The sequence below is a fragment of the Ottowia beijingensis genome, assembly GCF_013423955.1.
GTDB lineage: Bacteria > Pseudomonadota > Gammaproteobacteria > Burkholderiales > Burkholderiaceae_C > Ottowia > Ottowia beijingensis.
The window spans coordinates 3,814,659-3,838,353 of the sequence record NZ_JACCKX010000001.1; the positions used below are offsets into that span (position 1 = coordinate 3,814,659).

At 69.3% G+C, this 23,695-nt stretch carries 16 protein-coding genes and 9 pseudogenes; 15 read left to right on the forward strand and 10 right to left on the reverse strand.

Going from position 1 to position 23,695, the window contains the following annotated elements; translation table 11 throughout:
• Positions 1-7 precede the first annotated feature (7 nt).
• The 4 genes from H0I39_RS18790 to H0I39_RS18805 form a co-directional block, all read right to left on the reverse strand.
• Positions 8-1,216 (reverse strand): hypothetical protein, encoded by a 1,209-nt coding sequence (locus tag H0I39_RS18790; protein ID WP_180551502.1) that lies wholly within the window; start codon positions 1,214-1,216, stop codon positions 8-10.
• Between the two features lie 86 nt (positions 1,217-1,302).
• The gene (locus H0I39_RS18795; protein ID WP_180551503.1) at positions 1,303-2,967 is read right to left on the reverse strand and encodes a peptidoglycan-binding domain-containing protein; all 1,665 of its coding nucleotides are present in this window, start codon (positions 2,965-2,967) and stop codon (positions 1,303-1,305) included.
• A 65-nt stretch (positions 2,968-3,032) separates the two neighbouring features.
• Positions 3,033-3,470 (reverse strand): hypothetical protein, encoded by a 438-nt coding sequence (locus H0I39_RS18800; protein WP_180551504.1) that lies wholly within the window; start codon positions 3,468-3,470, stop codon positions 3,033-3,035.
• 86 nt (positions 3,471-3,556) lie between these two features.
• Entirely contained in the window at positions 3,557-4,069 is a 513-nt protein-coding gene (locus tag H0I39_RS18805) for a hypothetical protein (RefSeq protein WP_180551505.1), read from the reverse strand.
• Positions 4,070-4,647: 578 nt separating this feature from the next.
• On the opposite strand from H0I39_RS18805, the pseudogene H0I39_RS18810 reads away from it, so the two are divergent.
• The 4 genes and pseudogenes from H0I39_RS18810 to H0I39_RS22775 all read left to right on the forward strand — a co-directional run.
• A pseudogene (locus tag H0I39_RS18810) lies at positions 4,648-5,359 on the forward strand (LuxR C-terminal-related transcriptional regulator).
• Between the two features lie 74 nt (positions 5,360-5,433).
• Entirely contained in the window at positions 5,434-6,717 is a 1,284-nt protein-coding gene (locus H0I39_RS18815; RefSeq protein WP_180551506.1) for a sensor histidine kinase, read from the forward strand.
• Between the two features lie 100 nt (positions 6,718-6,817).
• Positions 6,818-7,582: pseudogene (locus H0I39_RS24340) on the forward strand (Tex-like N-terminal domain-containing protein); the annotation flags it as partial.
• 119 nt (positions 7,583-7,701) lie between these two features.
• Positions 7,702-9,322, forward strand: a pseudogene (locus H0I39_RS22775) (helix-hairpin-helix domain-containing protein); the annotation flags it as partial.
• A 105-nt stretch (positions 9,323-9,427) separates the two neighbouring features.
• Here H0I39_RS22775 and H0I39_RS18830 read toward each other — a convergent pair.
• Positions 9,428-9,634 (reverse strand): hypothetical protein, encoded by a 207-nt coding sequence (locus H0I39_RS18830; protein WP_180551507.1) that lies wholly within the window; start codon positions 9,632-9,634, stop codon positions 9,428-9,430.
• A 184-nt stretch (positions 9,635-9,818) separates the two neighbouring features.
• Between H0I39_RS18830 and H0I39_RS18835 the strand changes: the two genes are divergently transcribed.
• The 3 genes and pseudogenes from H0I39_RS18835 to H0I39_RS22780 form a co-directional block, all read left to right on the forward strand.
• Positions 9,819-10,511: a glutathione S-transferase N-terminal domain-containing protein gene (locus H0I39_RS18835; RefSeq protein WP_180551508.1), complete on the forward strand. Its 693-nt coding sequence runs from the start codon at positions 9,819-9,821 to the stop codon at positions 10,509-10,511.
• A 52-nt stretch (positions 10,512-10,563) separates the two neighbouring features.
• Positions 10,564-10,902, forward strand: a complete 339-nt coding sequence (locus tag H0I39_RS18840) for a DsrE/DsrF/TusD sulfur relay family protein (RefSeq protein WP_373368354.1) — start codon at positions 10,564-10,566, stop codon at positions 10,900-10,902.
• Between the two features lie 55 nt (positions 10,903-10,957).
• Positions 10,958-11,356: pseudogene (locus H0I39_RS22780) on the forward strand (phospholipase); the annotation flags it as partial.
• 165 nt (positions 11,357-11,521) lie between these two features.
• Here H0I39_RS22780 and gbd read toward each other — a convergent pair.
• Positions 11,522-12,657, reverse strand: a pseudogene (gene gbd, locus H0I39_RS18850) (4-hydroxybutyrate dehydrogenase).
• Positions 12,658-12,722: 65 nt separating this feature from the next.
• Between gbd and H0I39_RS18855 the strand changes: the two are divergent.
• The 6 genes and pseudogenes from H0I39_RS18855 to H0I39_RS18875 all read left to right on the forward strand — a co-directional run bounded on the left by H0I39_RS18855 (position 12,723) and on the right by H0I39_RS18875 (position 16,961).
• Positions 12,723-13,628 (forward strand): 2-keto-4-pentenoate hydratase, encoded by a 906-nt coding sequence (locus H0I39_RS18855; protein ID WP_180551510.1) that lies wholly within the window; start codon positions 12,723-12,725, stop codon positions 13,626-13,628.
• Between the two features lie 205 nt (positions 13,629-13,833).
• Entirely contained in the window at positions 13,834-14,076 is a 243-nt protein-coding gene (locus H0I39_RS23770; protein ID WP_180549139.1) for a hypothetical protein, read from the forward strand.
• Positions 14,010-14,441: pseudogene (locus tag H0I39_RS22785) on the forward strand (DUF3011 domain-containing protein); the annotation flags it as partial. The gene H0I39_RS23770 and the pseudogene H0I39_RS22785, both read left to right, overlap by 67 nt.
• A gap of 74 nt (positions 14,442-14,515) precedes the next feature.
• Entirely contained in the window at positions 14,516-14,842 is a 327-nt protein-coding gene (locus H0I39_RS18865; RefSeq protein WP_257645890.1) for a DUF3011 domain-containing protein, read from the forward strand.
• Positions 14,843-14,966: 124 nt separating this feature from the next.
• On the forward strand, positions 14,967-15,935 hold the full coding sequence (locus H0I39_RS18870; RefSeq protein ID WP_257645891.1) for an alpha/beta hydrolase: 969 nt from the start codon (positions 14,967-14,969) through the stop codon (positions 15,933-15,935).
• A 161-nt stretch (positions 15,936-16,096) separates the two neighbouring features.
• Positions 16,097-16,961, forward strand: a pseudogene (locus H0I39_RS18875) (YbgC/FadM family acyl-CoA thioesterase).
• 243 nt (positions 16,962-17,204) lie between these two features.
• On the opposite strand, the gene H0I39_RS18880 reads toward H0I39_RS18875, so the two are convergent.
• From H0I39_RS18880 to ygfZ, 4 genes and pseudogenes are all read right to left on the reverse strand, one after another.
• On the reverse strand, positions 17,205-18,095 hold the full coding sequence (locus tag H0I39_RS18880) for an SMP-30/gluconolactonase/LRE family protein (protein WP_180551512.1): 891 nt from the start codon (positions 18,093-18,095) through the stop codon (positions 17,205-17,207).
• Positions 18,096-18,364: 269 nt separating this feature from the next.
• Positions 18,365-20,053: a CLIPPER-2 domain-containing protein gene (locus H0I39_RS18885; RefSeq protein WP_180551513.1), complete on the reverse strand. Its 1,689-nt coding sequence runs from the start codon at positions 20,051-20,053 to the stop codon at positions 18,365-18,367.
• Positions 19,942-20,661, reverse strand: a complete 720-nt coding sequence (locus tag H0I39_RS18890; RefSeq protein ID WP_180551514.1) for a hypothetical protein — start codon at positions 20,659-20,661, stop codon at positions 19,942-19,944. The genes H0I39_RS18885 and H0I39_RS18890 overlap by 112 nt, the downstream gene beginning before the upstream one ends.
• 326 nt (positions 20,662-20,987) lie before the next feature.
• Positions 20,988-21,927 (reverse strand): annotated as a pseudogene (ygfZ, locus tag H0I39_RS18895) (CAF17-like 4Fe-4S cluster assembly/insertion protein YgfZ).
• A 61-nt stretch (positions 21,928-21,988) separates the two neighbouring features.
• Here ygfZ and mltG point away from each other — a divergent pair.
• On the forward strand, positions 21,989-23,017 hold the full coding sequence (mltG, locus tag H0I39_RS18900; RefSeq protein ID WP_308645894.1) for an endolytic transglycosylase MltG: 1,029 nt from the start codon (positions 21,989-21,991) through the stop codon (positions 23,015-23,017).
• A gap of 8 nt (positions 23,018-23,025) precedes the next feature.
• Positions 23,026-23,690, forward strand: a pseudogene (gene tmk, locus H0I39_RS18905) (dTMP kinase).
• The last annotated feature ends 5 nt before the right edge of the window (positions 23,691-23,695 follow it).

The window sequence follows — 23,695 nt, forward strand, 5'->3', positions numbered from 1 at the left end:
CGCGGCTTCAGCGCGGTACCGTGTTGAGCCGGCGCTGCCATTCGTCGGGCAGCAGGTCGAACAACGGCGTTGGGTCGCGGTACATCATGGTGGAGAGCGAGCGCGTGTCCAGCTGCGGCAGGTTGTTGGCCGTGTCCAGCCAGGCCAGCTGCGACATCCAGGCGATGTTGATCGTGCCATCGGGCTGCGGGCGGGATGTGATCAGCGCCAGCATGCGCTTGGCCGCGGCACTGCCCTGGGCGGCAGCGGCCTGGTACAGCCGCATGGCTTCCGCGTAGTTGGCAGGCACCACGACGCCACGGTGCGCGCGCTGGGCTCTTTCCAGCAATCGATCGGCCTCCGTCGCGGCGGCCGACGCCGGCCGCGCATCCTTCAGATCGAGCAGTTTCAGATTGGCCGCGGCCGCGCGGGAGTGCGGCGCCGCGGCCTGCAGATGTTGGCGCGCGCTGCGCAGATCGCCGTTGACGATGGCCTCCAGCCCCAGCTCTATATGCGCCTGCGTATCGCCCTCGGCTGCGGCGCGTTCCAGCATCTGGCGCAGGGGCAAGCGCAGGCTGGTCACGCCCTGGGGGTCACTGGAGCGCACGGCAAGGGGTTGTGCGCGGCTCTCCAGCACCCATTCCAGATAGAGCGCCCGGGCACGGTGGTGCGCACGCAGTTTGTTGATGGCCTGCCGCGCGGCCGACGTGTCGGGCGGCCCCGCGCAGCCATCAAGTGCGCACCAGGCCAGGCCGGCGTTGGCCAGCGGCTGGCGTCCGAAACGCGTTGCGCGCTCGAACCACATCTGCGCCGAGGCCGTCGAGCGCGGCCCTGCGCCGCCGTGCAGGTCGATCAGCCCCAGCGTCCAGGCGGCATTGGCCGCCGCATTGGTGCTGCCGAAGCCCGACCGGGGTTGTGCCTGGCGGCGCAGCAGGTCCAGATCCCTGCGCACGGCAGGATCGGCCAGAAGGTTGCTCGTCTGACGCGCCTCCGGCAGCGCGGGCGATGCCGGCGCACGCACAGGCCCCAGTTGAGGGTCGGCAGCTCGCTGAGAAGGATTGGCCACCGGATCGGCTGGCGGCAACGGGTTGCGCGGCAAGCTGACGGCCGGCGCCTGACCGCTGGGCGCCTGGACATCCGGCACCCTTGCGGTCGGCGCCTGGATCTCAGGCAGCGTTGCCGCCCGCGCTGCTGCCTGTACCGATACGCAGGCGATCAGCAGGCTCGTGGCGACCATGCCCATGCGCCAGTCCGCGCCGCGCGGGTGGCGCATCCGGCGGGCCCGCATGTTGACGCTGCGGTGCTCATGGCCCGTGCGTCGCCTTACTGGGCGGCGCCGTTCTTGCCCGCTGCGGCTGCGGCAGCGGGGCGCGCCGGCAGGATGCGCCATTCCAGGGTCTGCGCGGCCATGTTGCCGGCACCCACCGCGGCCTCGAATTGCTCACGCAAGGCTTGCAGCGACGCGACGCCCTGCATGCGGGTCAGCGCGGGCACGTTCAGCTCAGGCGGCATCTTCAGCATCGGGTCTTCGTTGGTGGCCACGCACATCAGCGCTTCCGAGCCCTTGGCGCCTGCGGTCAACACGAACGCCGGATAAGGCACCATCCAGTCGGGCAGCCGGATGGCCTGATTGGCCGACACCAGCGATTCGGGACTCAGCATGTTGGGCTGGATCTTGACGATGTTGCCATTGGCGTCGTTGATGTAGCAGAACAGGTGTGCGGCACGCGAAATCGTCGCCGACGCAAAGATGTGCGTCCCCGCCTCGAAAGCCGTGCGGTCCCGGCTGGTGTTCTCGATCTGCAGATCGATCGTGAAGGGTTCGATCTTCGTCTGGCCAGCACTCAACTCGGCCCATCCGACGCGCGCCAGCTGCCCGTCTTCGCCCACGGCCACGAAATCGCGCAAAGCGCGCTCATAGACGGGGAAGTCGATCTCGCCCGTGACCACCGCACCCACATCGGCCTGGAAGCGGCCGACCGCTTCGCGCAGCAGGGCGTGGCCCGGTGGCAGTGCCGTTTCGGACGCTGCGAGGTAGCCTCGGCTCGCCAGATAGCGCTGCACCATGCGCGAGCGCGTGGTGCGGTCGCCCTCGTCGTACCACACGCGCAGCTGGCGCTGGAATTCGGGGTGGGTGTTGTCCAGCGTCAGGCAGCGCCAATAGGGCAGGTGGGTCCACTTGCCCGCCAGCTCGATCGCGGCCAGCTCCACCAGGGTGCGCATCGCCGCGCCCGAGCCCTGCACGAGGTCGCGGCCGACGTTGAACTGCACACCGTAGGTACCAATGCGGCCGGCCAGATCCAGCCCCTGGCCCGAGGTGCCCATGATGACCTCGTTGGCCGAGTCCAGCCCTGGGATCAGCGTGCGCGTGCGAAAGTCGCCCAGGTGCATCTCCAGCCCGATGATGGTGGCGGCGCGGCTGCGGTCGTAGCCGGCTTCGATGCGCGCGCCCGAAAGCCCTGCACTGTGCCGGTTGCTCAGCACGTTCTGATCGACGAAGGAAATGGCACCGGACACATACAGCGCCGGACGCTGCAACTCCATCTGGTTGTTGTTGAGCAGGATGGTGGTCAGGTTCTGCACCGTGTCCTGGCGCGCGATGTCGACCTCGAAATCGACGTAGCGGAACGCATTCGACTGGCGCGACATCTGCGACAGCGCGGTGATCACCATTTCCTTGGCCGCCACCGGCACGCGCCCCGAGAAATCGGGGATGTACTTGCTGGTGATCAGCGTGGTCGGCACCTCGGCGTCGCGCATCATCCGGTCCATGCAGACCAGCGAGTCGCTGAAGCTGGACATCGAGCGGACCGGCCGCGTGGCGGGCCGGTCGGTGGCACTGGCGTAGGACTGGAAGAGGGCATCCTCCTTGGGCGACAGCGGGGTGGCGCAGCCCGAGAGGACGGCGACCGCGGCCAGAGCGCAGAACAGCAATGTCCGCGCTTTCCCTCCGCGTTCGGCAGCGCCCGAGAAGTTGCCGTGTCCCATGATGTCCTCCCTCCGCTCTGGCGAGCCTCTCAGTTGCTGGTGCTGGCGGCGTGCCGCGCAGCTTCTTATTTGCAGATGGTGACCACGTCGCCGCGCAGCACCGCGATCTGGTCTCCACCACTCATGCCGTAGCGGCCTGAAGGGCCGGCTGCGGTAGGGGCGATGGTGTTGCTCGCCACTTCCGTGGTGCAGGTGCGCTGCAGGGCGTTGCCGGTCTGCCGGCTGACGACATCGCGCTCGGTTTGGACAGTTCCGCTGCCGCCTTCGAGCGCGGAAAAAGCCTTGGCTTCATAGCGCGATACCTTGGCCTGCAGCCAGGACGGAATATCCGTTTCGTTTTCGATTTGCCCCGAGGGCTGAAACGGCGGAGCGGGCAGGGCCAGGTAGCTGACCTGACCGTTCAGCATGATCGGGTCCGAGCCGGGGGCGAACTGCGCCCAGCCGCTCTGCGCAGCGCAAAGCAGAACCAGGCCAGGGGCGATGGACAGGAGCTTGAGCTTCATGGCAATCCCCTTTCGACAAGAATAAAAACGGCGGAACCGGGACGGGGGCCACCGGTTCCGCCGTGCGCTTCAGGCCCTTTGATCGCTCATTCGCAGGTCAGGCAGGCGTTGTTGCTGGAGAAGTTCTGCACCGCCCTGGATCCGGTGCCAGTGGCCTTGGCAGCCAGGAAGGCGCCCTTGCCGAGGACGATCTGCAGTTGGTCGGCGCCGACGCCGACCGAGCCCACGTTGCTGGCCAGGTTGTTGTTCGCATACGAGTCGCTGGCACTTGCGTAAGCCAGCACGCCACTGTTCTTGAGCGCAGTGATTTGGGTCGACTCGACGCCCTGGTCGATCAGCACGCCGCTGGTGTTGCTGGACATGTTGTTGACGGCCTTGGAGTCGGCGCCACTGGCCCAGGCGATGGAAGCGGTGTTTTTCAGCGCGGTCACCTGGATGGTCGGGCCCTTCAGGACGATGTCGTGGGCGCACAGGTCGCAGGCCTCAGGCGTCGGCGAAGGAGACGGAGCCGGTGGATCCTTCGGCTTAAAACTTGCGTCTTGGGCCATCGCAGACGTGGCGACAAACGCAGCGGTCAGGAAAAGCAGTTTCGCGTTCATGATGAGATCCTCCAAAGGTGTGGTGAGACACGGATCCGGAGCGGCGGGCGAATTCCAGCAGTTCCGGGGGTGACTCCGCCGCATCCGGCCTCCTGTTTTTCGGTGCTCGTCATGCGGTGTCGTCGGGGTGCAGTGTCCTGCGCATTCAGCCCGACACCAATCGCTACAAATGGATACGTCGTATGGTGGACATGTGGCATGTGTTTGGGGGCTCCAACCTCGCGGATCATGGCTCACTACAACAGCGCGCAGCTCCTGCTTGGATAGCATTCAACGGATTTCGATGGGGTAGTAACAAAAAGTGTTTATTGCAAATATTGGAAAAGAAGCGCAGGATATCCCTCTTCGATGTTGTGACAAAGCCTAAGTTTTTGTGCAAAGTTCACAACTTGTGCGCAGGAGATGTTTACAAACTCCGCGTTCAGCTCCCGAGTCGCAGGCGTCGCAGGCTTGGAGGGGTTACAGATGTTTCGAAACGCAGGCGCCGGGGGATCGACATGAGCACAACCAACATGGACTGGAGGGACCCGGCGTCACCGGGCCGTGGGGGCAAGGCAGTTGACAAGCCTGCAGCACCGATGACTTTCGGATCGAGCTGGCCCGACTTCCTCATCGGCCAGCCCGATCAGCCGGTGCAGGTGCTGCTGGTGGACGACGACCCCACATGCGCCGCGTGGTGTCGCAGGAGTTGCTGACCGACCCCGCATCCACCTGGTGGGCCAAGGGGCGTCGCTGCGCGAGGGCAAGCGCCTGATTGCGCTGCACGAGTTCGATGTCATGCTGGTCGACCTGAACCTGGGCGACGGCACCGGGTTCCAGCTGATCGAATACATGAAAAGCATGCGGCCGGTGGCCGAGGCGGTGGTGGTGTCGGCCATGGAAGACGAAGAGCACGCCATTCACGCGTTCGAATTGGGCGCCACGGGTTATCTGATCAAGAACTCCTGGTTCGGCAGCTTCCCGCAAGCGGTGCTGCAGGTGGTCAACGGCGGGGCGTCGATCACACCCAACCTGGCGCGCCGGCTGATGAAGCGGCTGGATGGCAGCCCACGGGCTGCCGGCGTGCCCGCGCATGCCAGCCGCGGCGCGGCCTCGGGCGAGAAGCTGTCGGATCGCGAGCGCGAGATCCTGCGGCTGGTGGCCACGGGCCACACCAGTTGCGAGATCGGCAAGCGCCTGGGCATCAGCGACCAGACGGTGAACACGCACATCAAGAACATGTACCGCAAGCTGCAGGTTCGAACGCGAGCGCAGGCCGTGAACCTGGCGTCGATGCGTGGCCTGCTGTAGTGAGCGCTGTCGACGCGCAGGCCGTTTGACGTCGCGGCAGTGCCGGCCATGACCGGCAGGAGGGCCGGATAGCCATGTCCATCATGTGGCCGGTGCTGTTGCTGAGCCTCGGCCTGGCGGGCTACGCCCTGCTGGGCTGGCGCCAGCGTGGCGATACGCGCGATCTGCGCTATGGCCTGGCGCTGCTGGCCTGGTCCGCCCTGCTGGCGGCCGGCGAACTGGGGCGTCTGGGTGCCCCGGATGAAGTGGTGCGGGCCGCCACACGGGGCAGCTATCAACTCACGATCCTGGCCGTGTCGGCCTTCCTGATGGCCTGGGTGCGGGGCCTGGGCTGGGGCGACAAGGTGCTGATGGCCAGTCAGGCCGCGCTCGGCCTGTTTCTGGCGCCGCTGCAGGCGGCCGCGCTGCCGGCCGGATGGGGCCAGGCGTGGTTCTGGGTCAATGCGCTGGGCATCACCGCCCTGGTGCTGCGCCTGGCGCACGCCATCTGGCGCCGCACCGATGCCGAGAGCTGGATGGTGCTGCTGGTGGCCGTGCTGGGCCTGGGCGTGGTGCTGACCGACCTGCGGCAGGCCGCTGATGGGCCGGCACTGGTGTCGGTCTCGCACTACTTCTTTGCGGTGGCGCTGTTCGTACTGTGGCTGGCGCTGACGCAGCGCGTCGGCAACTCGCGCAGATCGATCGGCGAGGGCGGCTCGTCTGCGCACCAGGTGCAACGCCAGCTGGCCCAGGACCTGCACGATGGCGTGGGCTCGCAGCTGACCACCCTCATCTCGGCGCTCGATGCCGGCTCGCCCGAGCAGCGCGCCACCGCCGCCACGCTGCAGCAATGCCTGCTGGAGCTGAAGCTCCTGGTGGATGGCATCAACGAGGAGGGCTCGGTCGTCAGTCACCTGGCCAGCCTGCGCTATCGCATGCAGCCGTTGCTGGCTGCGGCTGGCATGGATCTGCAATGGCGCCTGGTCGATGAGGAGCAGCTCGAGCGCGCGCAAGGGCCCGCCGCGCGCCAGGTGCTGCGCGTGGCGCAGGAGGCGCTGGCCAACGCCGTGCGGCATTCCGGCGCCGACACCGTGGTGCTGAGCTGCTGCCACATGAACAGCGCCGACGCGCTGCTGCTGGAAATCGCCGACAACGGCAAGGGCATGGCGTACGAGCGCTATGCGCGCACCGCGTCGTCGGGCGAACCGCACCGTGCGTCGCACGGGAAAGGCCTTTCGGGCATGGTGCTGCGCGCCAGCCAGATGCACGGCCAGCTGAGCGTGGAAAGCGCGCCGGGCGAGGGCACGCGCGTGCGCCTGCAGGTGCCCATGGCGGCGCTGATCCAGCCGACGGCGGAACGGCGCCGCGCCCCGGCCTGATCCTGCCCGTGCCGCCTGCGGCGCGCGGCATCTGCTGTGGCAAACTTCCCCGCTTTTTCGACTCGCCGGGCGGCGCCATGCCGCCGCGCGGCACGCACGCATGCTTTCCATCACCGCCCAGATCGCCGCCGAGCTCAAAGTACGTGAAAACCAGGTCGCCGTGGCCGTCGAACTGCTCGACGGCGGCGCCACCGTCCCGTTCATCGCCCGCTACCGCAAGGAGGCCACCGGCGGCCTCGACGACGTGCAGATGCGCGAGCTGGAAGCGCGCCTGGCCTACCTGCGCGAGCTGCACGAGCGTCGCGCCGCCATCCTGACAAGCATCGACGAACAGGGCAAGCTCACGCCCGAGCTGCGCGCCGCCATCGACGCCGCGGCCACCAAGCAGGAACTGGAAGACCTGTACCTGCCCTACAAGCCCAAGCGCCGCACCAAGGGGCAGATTGCGCGCGAGTTCGGCATCGAGCCGCTGGCGGATCAACTGTGGGCCGATCCGACGCTGGATCCGCAAGAAGCGGCCAAGCCCTTCGTGAAGGCAGAGAAAGGCGAGGGCGGCGAAGACTTCACCACCATCCCTGCCGTGCTGGACGGCGTGCGCGACATCCTGAGCGAGCGCTGGGCCGAGGACGCCACGCTGGTGCAAGGCCTGCGCGAATGGCTGTGGGCCGAAGGCCTGCTGCAAAGCAAGCTGGCCGCCGGCAAGAACGAGAACGACCCCGAGGTCGCCAAGTTCCGCGACTACCACGACTACGACGAGCCCATCGGCCGCGTGCCCAGCCACCGCGCGCTGGCGGTGTTCCGTGGGCGGGCGCTGGAGATTCTGGATGCGAAGCTGGTGGTGCCGGAGGCCGTCAGCCCTCACCCCAGCCCTCTCCCCAAAGGGGCGAGGGAGTCAACAGCCGAGGCGCTGCGGACTCGCTCCCTCTCCCGCGTGCGGGAGAGGGCAGGGGTGAGGGTGTGGCGTCGTCGGCCAAAGGCCCAGCCCCCAGCCTCGCCGAAGGCCGCATCGCCCTGCACCTGGGCTGGAGCCACCAGGGCCGCCCGGCCGACGACCTGCTGCGCAAGTGCGTGGCGTGGACCTGGCGCGTGAAGCTCAGCCTGAGCACCGAGCGCGACCTGTTCGCCCGCCTGCGCGAAGATGCCGAGCAGGTGGCCATCAAGGTCTTCGGCGACAACCTGCGCGACCTGCTGCTGGCCGCGCCCGCCGGCGCCAAGGCCGTCATGGGGCTCGACCCCGGCATCCGCACCGGCGTGAAGGTGGCCGTGGTTGATGCCACCGGCAAGCTGGTCGACACCGCCACCGTCTACCCGCACGAGCCGCGCAAGGACTGGGACGGCAGCGTGCACACGCTGGCCAAGCTGGTGGCCAAACACGGTGTGCAGCTCATCGCCATTGGCAACGGCACCGCCAGCCGCGAGACCGACAAGCTCGCGGGCGACCTGATCAAATTGGTGCAAAAACAGGCTGCAGCGCTTGCAGAACAAGCGCCACCAGCTATTGAAAAGATAGTAATCAGCGAAGCCGGCGCCTCGGTCTATTCGGCCAGCGAATACGCCAGCCAGGAACTGCCCGACGTGGATGTGAGTCTGCGCGGCGCCGCCAGCATCGCGCGCCGCCTGCAAGACCCGCTGGCCGAGCTGGTGAAGATCGACCCCAAGAGCATCGGCGTCGGCCAGTACCAGCACGACGTGAACCAGAGCGAACTGGCGCGCCAGCTCGACGCCGTGGTCGAGGACTGCGTGAACGGTGTCGGTGTCGATCTGAACACCGCCAGCGCGCCCTGCTGGCGCGCGTGTCGGGCCTGTCGGGCACCGTGGCCAAGGCCGTGGTGCGCTGGCGCGAATCGCACGGCGCGTTCAGAAGCCGCCAACAGCTGCTGGAAGTCAGCGGCCTCGGCCCCAAGACCTTCGAGCAGAGCGCGGGCTTTCTGCGCATTCGCGGCGGCGACAACCCGCTGGACATGACCGGCGTGCACCCCGAGACCTACCCAGTGGTGGAGCAGATCATCGTCAAGACCGGCAAGCCCATCGACCAGCTCATGGGCCGCAGCGAACTGCTCAAACCGCTCAAGCCCGAAGCCTTCGCCACCGAACAGTTCGGCGCCGTGACGGTGAAGGACATCCTGGCTGAGCTGGAAAAACCCGGCCGCGACCCGCGCCCCGACTTCAAGGTGGCGCGCTTCAACGAGGGCGTGGAAGACATTGCCGACCTCAAGGAGGGCATGGTGCTCGAAGGCACGGTGAGCAACGTCGCCCAGTTCGGCGCCTTCGTCGACCTGGGCGTGCACCAGGATGGCCTGGTGCACGTGAGCCAGCTGTCGAACAAGTTCGTCAACGACGCGCGCGAGGTCGTCAAGGCCGGCCAGATCGTGAAGGTGAAGGTGCTCGAAGTGGACGTGCCGCGCAAGCGCATCAGCCTGACGATGAAGCTGGACGCGCAGGCGCCGCGCCGCGATGGCCCACGCGAGAACCGCTTCGAGCACGCCGGCCGGGGCGACCGCGGCCGCGGTGGCTACGCAGGCGGGCAGGGCAGGGCAACGCGCCCACGCCCCAGGGCGCCATGGCTTCGGCGTTTGAAAAGCTCAAGGGCTTGCAGAGCAAATAGGCCTGCATCGCTTGTCTGGTCAGCGCCAGCAGCTATTGAAACGAGAGCGAAAAACAGATTCGGTCCAGCATCCGGCACCGTGGGGCGCCGAATGCGCGGTGGTCATCAGGCCGGCTTGGGCCAGGTGGCCAAAGGTACCGAGGGCACAGCCACGGTCGGCAAAGGCACCGTGGGCAGTTCGCGCGGCACTTCATCGTCGGGGTCGCTCTCGGGTGCGTGGCGCGTCATCGCGCGAAGCGCCGTGGTGGCATGGGCCGCGCCGGTCATCAGCGACAACCAGCGGACGGTGAATTGGGTCAAGAGCTGGTGCATGGTTTGTCTTCTCCATACATCGGCAGAAAGGGCGGTAGTCGGAACCTGTTCCGCCCCGCGTGGTGGGGCATGGTGCGCCACGTCCCCACTATAGGTGCGAGGCCGCACGAAGGCCAGAGTTCCCGCCCCGCCGGTGGGGGCGTGTTGTGACCAGCTGTGTCGCGCGCTTTGCCAGAATGCCCGCATGACGCCACGCCCCGTGCTCTACACCTTTCGCCGCTGCCCCTACGCCATGCGCGCCCGCTGGGCGGTGCAGGTGTCGGCGCTCGACGTGGAACTGCGCGAGATCACGCTGCGCGCCAAGCCCGCCGCCATGCTGGTCGCGTCGCCCAAGGGCACGGTGCCCGTGCTGGTGCTGCCGGGTGGCCAGGTCATCGACGAAAGCTTGGACGTGATGCGCTGGGCGCTGGCGCAGCACGATCCCGAGGGCTGGCTGACGCCCGCGCAGGGCACGCTGGCCGAGATGCTGGCCCTGATCGAGGCCTGCGAGCGCGACTTCAAGCCGCACCTCGACCGCTACAAGTACCCCGCGCGCTACCGCGCCGAGTGGGGCGGGGCGCCTGACGCGGGTGACAGCGATCCGTTGGCGCGCGCCTTTGCGGCGCAGCATTTCGATGTTGCCCAGGGCTTTCTGTCGCTGCTGGCGGTGCGGCTGGAGGGTGGTGCGGCACCGCGTTACCTGTTCGGTACCCGCCCCGCGCTGGCCGACTTCGCCATCGCGCCCTTCGTGCGCCAGTTCGCCCGCCACGACGCGGCACGCTTTGCACAGCAGACGGCGCCCGCGCTGTCGCAGTGGCTGGGCGCCTTGCTCGCGCGGCCCGATTTTGAGGCCGTGATGGCGCGGCAAGCAGTGTGGGCCGACACCGGCGCGCGCTAACATCAGTCGGTCCTGATATCCCACCCTGAAAGACCATGCAAAAATCCTGCTCATCATCCATGCCGCGCCCTATGGCAGCGAGCGTTGCCTGTCCGCCCTGCGCCTGGCCCTGGCGCTGATGGGGCGCGAGGGCGAGAAGCCGCAGCTCGACGTGTTCCTGATGTCCGACGCCACCGTGCTCGGCCTGCCTAACCAGCAGGACGCCTCGGGCAACACCCTGCAGCAGATGGTGGAGCAGCTGGTGGCCCAGCAGGTGCCGGTGAAGGTGTGCAAGACTTGCGCCGGCAACCGCGGCCTGCTTTCGCTGCAGCTGATCGGCGGCGTCACCGTCGGCACGCTGGCCGAACTGGCCGACGCCACCATGGCGGCCGACAAGGTCATCACCTTCTGACGCCGCGCTTGCGGGCGCTGCGGCTGTACGCCGGCCCGGCCGCGTACCGCCACACGCGCTGCAGGCCAGCGGCTCGATCCCCTTCGTGCTGAAGGTGGTGCACGACATTCCGGGGCGCCACGCGGCGCCTACTGGGACGGCGGCATCACCGACTACCACCTGCACCTGGCCTATGTCGCTTCATCTTCGATAGCTGTCAGCGCCCGCCCAGCAAGCGCTGAAGGCCGATTTGATGCTGAATTTGCCACCACCGGCGCGCTGGTGCTGTACCCGCACTTCCAGCAGGCGGTGGTGCCCAGCTGGCTGGGCGAGAGCCTCAAGTGGCGCCACCGCGCCACACCACCCCGAGCGCGTGCAGGCCTGGAGCAGTGCCGTGCAGGCGGCGCGGCAACTGGCGGACGAGTTCGAGGCCTGGCCGGCGCGGCCCGATCCGGCGCAGGTGCAGCCGCTCTGAGCGCCACGCGGGCGCCGCGCCGCGGCGGCTTATAACGTCATCCCGGCGTAGGCCGGGATCCATGTTTCTCCGCACACGCTGTCTGGATTCCGGCCCCGTAGCGCGGTACGGGGCAGGCTTTGCGCCGGAATGACGAGATAGGGCAGCTTTGATCTGGAATTGGAATTACATCGACTCGGCCAGCATCTGCCGGTAGTCGTCGGCGCTGGCGATGCGCGGGTTGGTCTTGTGGCAGTGGTCAAGCTGGGCGTGCTCGATCACGCCAGCCCACAGGTCTTCGGTCACGCCCATGGCGGCCAGGCCGGTGGACAGGCCCAGGCGCGCGGTCATGTCGTGCACGGCGTCGGCCACGTCGCTGCCGGCGGGCAGGCCCATGGCCTGGGCCATGCGCGCCAGGCGGTCTTCCTTCTGGATGCTTTCGGCCCCAGCGTTGAAGCGGATCACGGCGGGCAGGAACACCGCATTCAGCGTGCCGTGGTGCAGGCGTGGGTTGGCGCCGCCCAGGCTGTGGCTCAGCGAATGCACCGCGCCCAGGCCTTTCTGAAAGCCCAGCGCGCCGTGCATGCTGGCGGCCATCATGTTCAGGCGCGCTTCGCGGTCGCTGCCGTCCTTCGTCGCGCGCTCGATGTGGGCCCAGCCGCGGCGCAGGCCCTCCAGCGCAATGCCGTCGGCCACCGGGTTGAAGGCGGGGGCCATGAACACCTCCATGCAGTGCGCGATGGCGTCCATGCCGGTGGCGGCGGTCAGCATGGGCGGCAGGCCCAGGGTGAGCGCCGGGTCGCAGATGGCGGCCCGGGGCATCAGGCCCAGCTGTGAAAACCCAGCTTGCGACCATCGTCGACGATGACGATGGCGCCGCGCGCCACCTCGCTCCCGGTGCCGGCGGTGGTGGGCACGGCGATCAGCGGCGCGGCCGCCTCGGTGATCTTGGGGCTGCCGCCTTCGATGGTGGCGTAGGTCTTCAGCGGGCCGGGGTGCGTGGCGGCAATGGCCACGCCCTTGGCGCAGTCGATGGCGCTGCCGCCGCCCACGGCGATCAGGCCGTCGCAACGCTCGCGCTGGTAGATCTCGGTGGCGGCGCGCACGGCGGCCTCGGTGGGGTTGGGCGGCGTGCCGTCGAACACGGCATGCGGCAGGCCCTGCAGGGCGTCGATCACCGGCTGCAGCACGCCGGCGGCACGCACGCCCGCGTCGGTCACGATCAGCGGCCGCGTGATGCCCACGCGCTGGCACTGCGCCGGCAGTTGCTGCACGGCGCCGTAGTCGAACTCGATCTGGGTGAGGTATTGGATGAGGGCCATGGGTGGATTTCCAAAGTACGATGTTCAGGTTTCATTATTCAGTCAAACCCACAGGAGATCGCTACATGAAGTCCCGCACACTACAAGCCCTGGCCCTGGGGGCCGCCGTGTCGGTGCTGGCCGGCTGCGCCAGCACCTCGGCCCCGGTGGTGGCCAACACGCCCGGCTGCCTGGACGACGTCGCCGTCAACCGCCTGCTGGGCGACTACAACGCCCGCCGCCCGGCCGCCAACCTGCCGGAGAACCTGACCATGGTCGACGCCAACTGCACCCGCAGCAAGCTGCAGCAGCGCCTGGCTGGCCAGGCCGGCCGCCTGGCGGGCTACAAGGCGGGCCTGACCAACCCGGCAGTGCAAAAGCGCTTCAACACCACCGAGCCGGTGTGGGGCGCGCTGTACACCAACATGCTGCTGAACAGCGGCGCCACCGTGGACGCCGCCTTCGGCGCCCGCCCGCTGTACGAGGCCGACCTGTTGGTGCGCGTGAAGAGCGCCGCCATCAACAACGCCAAGACCCCGGCCGAGGTGCTGGCGCAGGTGGACCAGATCATTCCCTTCATCGAACTGCCCGACCTGGTGGTGGAGACCCCCGCCAAGGTCAACGGCGCCGCGTTGAGCGCGCTGAACGTGGGTGCGCGCCTGGGCGTGCGCGGCGCGCCGCTGATGGTGCCGCAGGACGCCGTGGGCCAGGCCCGCGTGCTGAACGAGCTGCGCGACATGAACGTGCACCTGGTCGATGCCGCCGATGCGCCGCTGGGCGGCGGCAAGGGCAGCGACGTTCTGGGCCACCCACTGAACGCGGTGGTGTGGCTGGCGCAGGCGCTGAAGGCCGAAGGCCTGTCGCTGCGGCCGGGGCAGGTGGTCAGCCTGGGTTCGTTCTCGGCCCTGCTGCCGCCCAAGGCCGGCCAGAAGGTGACCGCGCATTACGACGGCGTGACCGGCCTGCAGCCGGTGACGGTGAGCTTCCGCTGATCGCCCAGGCATGCGCTGGAGCTATACCAATGATAGCTGCCAGCGCTTGCTGCATCAGCGCTGCAGGCCGATTTGGCTTGAAACCTGTGCCGGGCACGGTGCGCCGCCGTGGTGCGCCCTGAAGCTGGCGCGACAACCGCCCGGCCGGCCACCGCGCTGAGCAGTGGATTGCCCCTTCGGGCGCCACCCACAGGAGATCGTTCGCATGACCCGCATTCCGTCCCTCGCGGCCCTGGCACTGGCCGCCGTTGCGTTCTCGCCGCTGGCGCAGGCGCAGTACGACCAGCCCATCGGCCAGCCGCTGGGCCAGCCCTGGGGCACCGTGCCCTTCGGCAACCCGACCTATGGCAGTCCGGGGTACGACCCTACGGCGGCCCCGGCATCACCTGCGAAAGCCGTGACGGCGGCTTTCAGGAGTGCGGCACGCCCTTCCGCGGCCGGCCGGTGATTGCGGAAACCCTCTCGTCCGCGGCCTGCATCGAAGGCCAGACCTGGGGCACGCGCGGCGTCGGCTCCGTCTGGGTGATGAATGGCTGCCGCGCCCGCTTTGCCGACACCTACGGCGGCCAGGCCGGCGTGGGTGGCTATGGCGACACGCGCTACACCGTGCGCTGCGAGAGCGACCAGGGCCGGCGGCGCGACTGCCAGGCGCCGGTGGCGGCACGCCTGACCCTGCTGCGCCAGATCTCCGACGCGCCCTGCATCGAGGGGCAGACCTGGGGCAGCCATTTCAACGGCCAGGTGTGGGTCAGCGGTGGCTGCCGTGGCGACTTCGGGCCCGCGCAGGGTTGGGTCAATCCGGACTACGGCACCGCCGCCAATGCCTACCGCTGCGAAAGCGAACAAGGCCGCCACCAGGAATGCCGCGCGCCGGCGCCGGGCGCCAGATGCTGGTGCGCCAGTTGTCCGAAACCGCCTGCGTCGAAGGCCAGACCTGGGGCAGCCGCGACGGCGGCGTCTGGGTGCGCGGTGGCTGCCGGGGCGAGTTTGCTGCCGCCGACTGGGGCGGACGCAGCCCCGGCTACGGCCGCACCGTGGTCTGCGAAAGCGTGGAGCAACGTCTGAACCGCTGCAACTGGGACCCGCGCTGGGGCCGGCCGGCGCTGATCGACCAGCTCTCGCAAGACAGCTGCCGCGAAGGCCGCAGCTGGGGCTACGACGGCCGCGAGATCTGGGTCGACCGGGGCTGCCGCGGACGCTTCGGGGCACGCTGACGGCGCCGCGCCGCGCCGCGCCGCGCCGCGCCGCGGCGTGCAGCGGTGCGGCGCACCCTTTCCGTCACTACGTTATCAATAGCTGCCAGCTCCCGCCAGCAGGGCGCTGGCAGCTTATTTCATCATGAATCACTCGCCCGACATCCACGCCCGCCTGACCCCCGCCATGCGCCTGCTGGTCGAGCGCATGGCGCAGGCGCCTTACCCGCCCATGCACACGCTGACGGCGCAGCAGGCCAAGGCCGCCTACGCCAAGTCCATCGGCGTGCTCGACGTGCCCAAGCCCGAACTGGCGCGCGTGGAGGAGGTGCGCATCCCGGCGCGCGACGGCCACGCCTTGCCCGCGCGCCTGGTCGCGCCCAGTACTGACACCGGCCTCCCCGTGCTGCTGTACACCCACGGCGGCGGCTTCACCATCGGCAGCATAGAATCGCACGACACCTTTTGCCGCGTGCTCAGCGCAACCAGCGGCGCCGCCGTGCTGTCGCTCGACTACCGCCTGGCGCCCGAATGGCGCTTTCCCACCGCGGTGCACGACGCCTGGGATGCGCTGCACTGGCTGGCGGGCGAGGGCGGTCGCGCCCTGGGCCTCGATACCACGCGCATCGCCGTCGGCGGCGATTCGGCCGGCGGCACGCTGGCGGCCGTCAGCGCCGTGCACGCGCGCGACGCGGGGCTGAAGCTGGCGCTGCAACTGCTCATCTACCCCGGCACCACCGACCACCAGGACACCGACTCGCACGCGCTGTTCGCGCACGGTCCGGTGCTCGACAAGGCGCTGATCGACTGGTTCTTCCACCACTACATCGACAGCGTGGACCGCAGCGACTGGCGCTTTGCGCCGCTGAAAAGCGCCGACGTCGATAGCGTGGCCCCCGCCTGGGTGGGCCTGGCCGAATGCGACCCGCTGGTGGACGAGGGCGTGGCCTACGCCGACAAGCTGCGCGCCGCCGGCGTGCCGGTCGATCTGGAGATCTACCGCGGCGTGGTGCACGGCTTCATCACCATGGGCCGCGCCATTGCCGAGGCGCGGCAGCTGCACCAGGATGCGGCGGCGGCGCTGCGGCAGGCCTTTGGACTGCCAGCACCATGATCCCGGGCTGTGGGAGCGGGCTTGCCCGCGATAGGGCGCTGCCGTAAGGCCGAGGCCCTATCGCGGGCAAGCCCGCTCCCACAGAACTTTAAGATCCATAGCTGCCAGCGCCCGCCGCCAAAGCGCTGGCCGCTGATTTGACTGAGAACAGGCAAACCGCCATGAAACCCACCGACTTCCGTCACCACCACCGCCTGCGCGTGCGCTGGGCCGAGGTGGACATGCAAAAATCGTCTTCAACCCGCACTACCTGGCCTATTTCGACTGCGCCATCAGCGACTACTGGCGCGCGCTGGCCATGCCTTATGCCGCGGCCATGCAGCGGCTGGGCGGCGACATCTTTCTGCGCAAGACGGCGGTGGAGTTCAACGCCTCGGCCGAGATGGACGACCGGCTCGACATCGGCTTGCGCTGCGACCGCATCGGCGCCTCGTCGATGACCTTCGTGGGCGGCATCTTCCGTGGCGATCGATTGCTGACGGCAGGCGAGCTGGTCTACGTGTTCGCCGACCCGGCCACGCAGACCTCGCGGCCGGTGCCGGCGCCGCTGCGCGCGCTGATCGAGGCCTACGAAGCCGGCCAGCCCGTGACCCATGTGCAGACCGGCGACTGGGCCGCGCTGGGCGACGCGGCGCGGGCTCTGCGCACGGCGGTGTTCATCGAGGAGCAGGGCATCGCCCGCGCGGACGAGTGGGACGAGGCCGATGCCACGGCCGTGCACGCCGTCGTCACCAACCTGCTGGGCATGCCCGTGGCCACCGGGCGCCTGCTGCAGCAAGCGCCGGGCGAGGGCCGCATCGGCCGCATGGCGGTGGACCGCGCGCTGCGCGGCAGCGGGTGGGGCGGCAGCTGATCCAGGCGCTGCAGCAGGCCGCCTTCGAGCGCGGCGACCGCCGCATCGTGCTCAGCGCGCAGCGCAGTGCCGAAGGCTTCTACCAGCGGCTGGGTTATGTGCCCGAGGGCGCGCCGTACGACGAGGTGGGCATTGCACACATCGGCATGGCGCGGTCGTTTGAAAACCTTTGAACGCAGAAGATCGGCACATCTTCAAGGGCATGGCTTTCCCACCACACCGCTGGAGGGCGGAAACAAGCGATAGCCATTTGGCGCCATGTTGAAGTATCAATAACGTAGCTGCTTGCGCCCGTTATCTGGGCGCAAAAGCCTTTATCAACCATGCAAAAATCTGGGAAGTCCCCCTTGCGGGAACCTCCTCAGCATCGCGCCGCGCCCAAGGCCGGCGGGCCGGCGGGCCGGCGTCGCCGCGCGTCAGAACCCCGCGCCCGGCACGTCCACGCGCGTGGTCCAGATCTGCGCCTCGCGCGCGGCCGCGCGGTGGTGCTCCATGAAGTCGGGCGCCACGCACAGGAACAGCGTGCGCCCGTCCGGCCCGCCCAGCGTGCAGGCAAAGGTGCCCTGCGCGCCGGTCGACACCTCCTGCAGCACGCGCCCGCCCTCGGCCACGCGCAGGGCGCGGTTGCCGATGGCGTCGGCCACCCACACGGCGCCTTCGGCGTCCAGCGCGCCGCCATCGGCGGCCACCTTGCCGCCGGCGATGTAGTCGTCCAGCTTGTCGCTTTGCACCAGCGGGCCGAACACCGCCCAGTCGCGGCGCGGGCCCAGGCTGCCGTCGGCGGCGATGTCGAAGGCCGACAGGCGGTTGCCCAGCGTTTCGTTGACGATCAGCGTGCGGCCGTCGGGCGTGGGCAGGATGGCGTTGGGAAAGTAGAGGTCGCGCGCCGCCTCGTGCACGCTGCCGTCGGGGTCGACGCGCGCCAGGCTGGCCGTCTGCACCCCGCCGCCGCCCATCAGATCGAAGCCGAAGTTGCCCACCCAGGCGCGGCCCTGGGCATCCACGGCCATGTCGTTGCAGTGGCCGGTGGCGATGTTCGACAGGTCGGCGTGCGTCACCAGCTGGCCATCGGCCTCGCGCCGCAGCACGCGGCGGTCGCGCATGGAGACGATCAGCAGCCGCCCATCCGGCAGCCAGCCCAGGCCCGAGGGCTGGCCCGGCACGTCGGCGATTTTTTCGACGCGGCCCTGCAGATCGCAGGCGATGACCTGGTGCGTGTAGAAGTCCGACAGCCACAGCCGGCCGTCGTGCCAGCGCGGGCCCTCGAAGAAGCTGTAGCCGGAGAGCAGGGTGTCGAAAGCGGGCATGGCGGTGTCTCCTCGTGGTGGTGTTGTGCCGGGCATGATAGGCCGGTCACGGCGATACCGCCTTCCACCGGCGTCCTGGCGGGCCGGCGGGCCTGCACGCGACGCTCTTATTCCAATTCCAGATCAAAGCTGCCATATCTCGTCATTCCGGCGCAAAGCCTGCCCCGTACCGCGATACGGGGCCAGAATCCAGACGGCGTGTGCGGAGAAACATGGATCCCGGCCTTCGCCGGGATGACGGCGATTGACGCGTTGAATTGCAGATGGAATTACTTGCGCCCTGCCCAGGCACGGCGGCCCAGCCATGCCACCGCGCCAACCAGCAACCACCGGGCCAAGGGGTGGTTCACGGGCACGGCGGTCACGCCCTGGGGCGCCGCCCGGGTGCTGACGCTGGCCGTGCCTGTGGCCGGCGGCACGGCCACCAGGCCGTTGACCGGGTCGGCGGTTGCGGTGGCGGTGTTGCTGACCTGTCCGGCTGTGACGTCCGCGGCGTTGAGCGTGTAGGTGGCGGTGGCCGTGGCCTGCGCGCCCACGGGCAGGGTGCCGGGGTTGGCCGCATCGGGCCAGGTGATGGTGAGGGTCGAAAGGCCGGCCAGCGGGTCGGTCAGCACCACACCGCTCAGCGGCACGTTGCCGGCGTTGGTGGCGGTGAGGGTGTAGGTCACCACGTCGCCCGCATCGCCCTGCGTGCCGTTGCCATTGGTGTCGGCCACGGCGGCGGTCTTGGCCAGGGTGAGCTGCGGCGCCGGCGTGGGCAGCACGGGCTGGCTGGCCGTGGCCGTGGCGGGCGGCACGGCCACCTTGCCGTTGACCGGATCGGCGGTCACGCTGGCGGTGTTGCTGACCTGCCCGGCCGTCGCGTCCGTGACACTGAGCGTGTAGGTGGCGGTGGCGGTGGCCTGCGCGCCCACGGGCAGGGTGCCGGGATTGGCCGCATCGGGCCAGGTGATGGTGAGGGTCGAAAGGCCGGCCAGCGGGTCGGTGAGCACCACGCCGCTCAGCGGCACGTTGCCGGCGTTGGTGGCGGTGAGGGTATAGGTCACCACGTCGCCCGCGTCGCCTTGCGAGCCGTTGCCATTGGTGTCGGCCACGGCAGCGGTCTTGGCCAGGGTGAGCTGCGGCGCAGGCGTGGGCAGCACGGGCTGGGTGATGCTGTCGCTGCCCCGCGGCGTGACGCCGCCCACGGGGTTGGCCGTGGCGGTGACGGTGTTGCTCATCTGGCCCGATGCCGCGTCCGCGGGGGTCAAGGTGTAGGTGGCCGTGGCGGTGGCCTCGGTGTTGACGGGCAGGGTGCCGGGGTTGGCCGGGTCGGGCCAGGTGATGGCGAGGGCCGAGAGGCCGGCCAGCGGGTCGGTCAGGCTCACGCCGGTGAGGGCGACGTTGCCGTTGTTGCGCACCGTGAAGGCGTAGGTCACCAGGTCGCCGGCATCGCCGGTGACGCCGTTGTCGTTGGTGTCGGCCACGCCGGCGATGTCTTTGCCCACCACCAGGCTGGGCTGTGCGCTCAGGCTGTTGCTGAAGGTGCAGACGATGGGCGCGGCGCCGGCGCCCAGCGCGCCCACGGTGAGGGTGAAGCCGCTCAGGCCGACGTCGCCCGTGCATTGCAGGCCGGCGTGGTAGGTGGCCGTGGCGGGCGTGAAGGTTTCGGCCAACTCGATCACGTCGCCGGCGAAAACGGTGGTGGGCGTGGCGTCGGTGGTGGTCTGGCCGCCCGGCGCGTTGGCGGCGGCCGTGGCGGTGGAGCTGAGCGAGTCGATCTGCGTGCGCACGGCGGGCGTGCCGGCCACACGGGTGGCGGTCAGCGTCGCGGTGTTGCCCACGGTGGCGCCGGCCCAGTGCTTTTTCAGCGTGAGCGTGGTGGCGGGGCAGTCGAGATCGTCGACGGTGATCGATGCGTTGTCGAAATTGGTGGGGTTCGACATGTAGATGGCGTAGGTGATCTTGTCGCCAGGCACCACGGTGGCGGTGCCGGATACCTGCGTCCAGCGATTCCACGGCAATGCGGGGGTGAACTCACGGACGCGAGCAACACGCCCTCTCCGTCCACGGGCTGCACCCGACTGCCGGCCACCTGAACGTTGCCGCGCAGCAGGCGTACCGTGCCGCTGCCGCCGGTGCCGGTGTCGCGGCTGGAGAAATAGCCGGAGAACCGGAGCGTGCGCGGTCGGGTGTCACCGCTGCCGCAGCTGGGCACGACGAGGGTCTGGTACAGCTCGTTGACGCCGTCGATGTCCAGGTAATGCCGGCGAGTGCCGTTGGGGTTGGCCACCTCGGCATCGAAGTTGACGTTGATGCCGTAGTTGCAGGTGCCGCCGCCGGTTCGACCCAGGGCCGGGTCCACCGTCGTGCCACCGTCGACGGCGATGACGTTGGTGCGGCCACCGCCCGCCAACTGCCAGGGCGTGACCGACGCCCCCAGGTTATTGGCGCAAAGGGAGGGCGGCGGATTGTTCTCGAAGCCGCCGTTGACGAGAAGGTTGGCCGAAGGGGTCTGGGCCAGCGCCGGGGTGACCAGCGCCGCCAGCAGGCAGGCCCCGAACCAGGCGCCGCGCAGTTGCGCCACGGCGCGGTTGCGGGCAATGTCCGGGACACATGCCGGGTGATAGTGCGATGCCAGAGGGGTGAGATGCGCACGGTGCGTTCCTGTCGTGTTGGAGGGCGCCGGCTGCCCATGCCGCTTGCGGGCACGGCAGCCGGCTTGGTGGTTCGCCCTTGGCGCCTGAGCGTAACGCGCCACATGGGGCGCGCCTATCGCAACAGGCGGCGGTGTGATTTTATCACGCCGGCGAGCGGCCGCGCTTGTGGGTGGCGACGCTTGGAAAGTGCGCCGTTGCAGCGCTTCCAGGTCGCGGGCCAGAGCCCTCTCGCGCCGGGGTTTTCAGCAAATGCTCAGATGTCTTCCGCGAGCGGGTACGGAATCGCCAGCCCCGTCAGCGCCGGGCCGATGGCGCTGCCGACGTGCAGTGCGGCGCCAGCCGCCACCTCGGCCACCTGCAGCACGGCGATCACCGCTGCAGCGTCGTCTGCCGCGGCGGCTTGCGCAATCTGGCCCACGGGCTGATCGGGGTCGGCCGCCGAGAACACCTCCTGCCCTGCCTGCGCCGCACCCGCCACGTGGCCGACGTAGGCACGCCGCTTGATGGCGCCGCGGAACTGGCTGCGCGCCACCACTTCCTGGCCGGGGTAGCAGCCTTTCTTGAAGTTCACGCCGCCCACGCTTTCGTAGTTCAGCATCTGCGGCACGAAGGCCTCGACCACCGGCGGCGTGATGCGCGCCACGCCGGCCAGCACCTCGGCCAGCAGCCAGTCGGCTTCGGTCAGGGCGCCACGCCGGCGGGCAGGGCGCTGCCGGCGGGCGCCAACCACAGCGTGCGTGCCACGCCGCCTGCGGCGGGCAGGGCGATGCGGTGCGCTGGTTTTTCGGCATCGTTTTGGGCCTCAGCGCCCGCCCCATCGGCGCTGGCAGCTATCAAATCAGGAGTTTCGCCGAGTTGCCCCCAGACCGCGTAATCCCCGGTCGCGTCGCTCAGCTTGAGCTGGCGCGCAGCACGAACATCGACAGGCGCTTGAGCGTGGCGGGCAGGGTGTCGGCGCTGGTCACCAGCAGCAGTTCGTCGGGCGCGGTCTTCAGCACCTGAAAGCTGGCCAGCATGCGGCCCTTGGCGCTGCAGAAGGCGGCCAGGCGCGCCTCGCCCTGCTTCATCAGCACCACGTCCTGCGTCAGTTGGCCCTGCAGGAAGGTGGCGGCGTCTTCGCCCCGGGCGCGGATGACGCCCAGGTGGGACAGGGGGCGATGCCGTTCGATGCGGCGACGGCGGGAAAGGCAGATACGGACTCGGACATGGGCTGAATTATCATGGCCGGCTCGTTTTCAGGACGTTCATAGCCCCGTGCGAACCCTATTCAAATTGCTGGCATTGCTGCTGGCGCTGGCCCTGGCGGCCGGCGGCTGGGCCTGGTGGTGGACGCAGCAGCCGCTGCCGCTGGCGGCCGAGAAGGTCGAGATCAGCGTGCCGCAGGGCGCCTCGCTGCGCACCGCCGCCGCCAAGGCGGTGGAAGGCGGCGTGCGCACCAACGCCGATCTGCTGCACGCGTTCTTCCGCTTCGCGGTGGGCGAGCAGACCATCAAGCCCGGCGACTACGCCGTCACGCGCGGCATGACGCCGGGCGACCTGCTGGGCAAGCTGGTGCGCGGCGACCGCATCGTGCTGACGGTGACGCTGGTGGAAGGCTGGACGTTCAAGCAGTTCCGAGACGCGCTCTCCAAAGCCGAGCATCTGCGGCACGACACGCAAGGCATGGCGCCGGCCGAGATCATGAAGGCGCTGGGCAAGCCGGGCGTGGCACCCGAGGGGCGCTTCTTCCCCGACACCTTCCACTACTTCAAGAACGCCAGCGATGTGGACGTGCTGCGCCAGTCGCTGCAGTTGATGGACCGGCGCCTGCAGGCCGCCTGGGACGCGCGCGCGCCCGGCCTGCCGCTGAAGTCGCCCGACGAGGCGCTGATCCTGGCCAGCATCGTCGAGAAGGAAACCGGCCAGGCCGGCGACCGGCCCGAGATCGCCGGTGTGTTCATCAACCGCCTGCGCATCGGCATGCGGCTGCAGACCGACCCGACCGTGATCTACGGCCTGGGCGATGCGTTCGACGGCAACCTGCGCCGCAGCCACCTGACCGCCGACACGCCCTTCAACACCTACACCCGCGCCGGCCTGCCGCCTACGCCGATTGCCATGCCCGGCAAGGCCTCGCTGATGGCGGCGGTGCAGCCGGCGCAGACCAAGTCGCTGTACTTCGTGGCGCGCGGCGACGGCAGCAGCAAGTTCAGCGAATCGCTGCAGGACCACAACCGTGCGGTCAACAAGTACCAGCGCGGCGGCGGCGCGCCCGCCCCGGCTCCGGCCGCCAGCGGCAACTGATGGCGGCGATGGCGACGATGGCGCAGACGGGCCTGTTCATCAGCTTCGAGGGCATCGACGGTGCCGGCAAGTCGACCCACATCGACGCGCTGGCCGACGCCCTGCGCGCTACCGGCCGCACCGTGGTGCTGACGCGCGAGCCCGGCGGCACGCCGCTGGCCGAGCAGATCCGCGCGCTGGCGCTGCACCAGCCCATGGACGCGCTGACCGAGGCGCTGCTGATGTTCGCCGCCCGGCGCGACCACATCCGCCAGGTCATCGCCCCGGCGCTGACACGCGGCGACGCGGTGCTGTGCGACCGCTTCACCGACGCGACCTTTGCCTACCAGGGCGGCGGGCGCGGGCTCGACTGGCAGTCGCTATCAAAATTGGAGCTTCTGGTGCAGGATACACGGGAGCTGGAGGCCGATTTGACCCATAAACCGCTGCTGCAGCCCGATCTGACCATCTGGTTCGATCTGCCACCCGCCGTGGCCGCCGAGCGCCTGGTGGGCGCGCGTGTGCCCGACAAGTTCGAGGCGCAACCGGCCGCCTTCTTCGACGCCGTGCGCGCCGGCTACGCCCGCCGCGCCGGCGAGGCCCCGCGCGCTTCGCCCGCATCGACGCCGATCAGCCGCGCGACGCCGTGTGGCGCGACGTGCAGGCGGCGGTGCAGGGCAGGGGATGGCTGTGAGCGCG

Excerpts from the sequence above, each read along its gene's own strand:
- H0I39_RS18790 (WP_180551502.1), bottom strand. The coding sequence starts at position 1,216 with ATGGTCGCCACGAGCCTGCTGATCGCCTGCGTATCGGTACAGGCAGCA.
- H0I39_RS18795 (WP_180551503.1), bottom strand. The coding sequence starts at position 2,967 with ATGGGACACGGCAACTTCTCGGGCGCTGCCGAACGCGGAGGGAAAGCG.
- H0I39_RS18800 (WP_180551504.1), bottom strand. The coding sequence starts at position 3,470 with ATGAAGCTCAAGCTCCTGTCCATCGCCCCTGGCCTGGTTCTGCTTTGC.
- H0I39_RS18805 (WP_180551505.1), bottom strand. The coding sequence starts at position 4,069 with ATGAACGCGAAACTGCTTTTCCTGACCGCTGCGTTTGTCGCCACGTCT.
- H0I39_RS18815 (WP_180551506.1), top strand. The coding sequence starts at position 5,434 with ATGTCCATCATGTGGCCGGTGCTGTTGCTGAGCCTCGGCCTGGCGGGC.
- H0I39_RS18830 (WP_180551507.1), bottom strand. The coding sequence starts at position 9,634 with ATGCACCAGCTCTTGACCCAATTCACCGTCCGCTGGTTGTCGCTGATG.
- H0I39_RS18835 (WP_180551508.1), top strand. The coding sequence starts at position 9,819 with ATGACGCCACGCCCCGTGCTCTACACCTTTCGCCGCTGCCCCTACGCC.
- H0I39_RS18855 (WP_180551510.1), top strand. The coding sequence starts at position 12,723 with ATGAAGTCCCGCACACTACAAGCCCTGGCCCTGGGGGCCGCCGTGTCG.
- H0I39_RS23770 (WP_180549139.1), top strand. The coding sequence starts at position 13,834 with ATGACCCGCATTCCGTCCCTCGCGGCCCTGGCACTGGCCGCCGTTGCG.
- H0I39_RS18865 (WP_257645890.1), top strand. The coding sequence starts at position 14,516 with ATGCTGGTGCGCCAGTTGTCCGAAACCGCCTGCGTCGAAGGCCAGACC.
- H0I39_RS18870 (WP_257645891.1), top strand. The coding sequence starts at position 14,967 with ATGAATCACTCGCCCGACATCCACGCCCGCCTGACCCCCGCCATGCGC.
- H0I39_RS18880 (WP_180551512.1), bottom strand. The coding sequence starts at position 18,095 with ATGCCCGCTTTCGACACCCTGCTCTCCGGCTACAGCTTCTTCGAGGGC.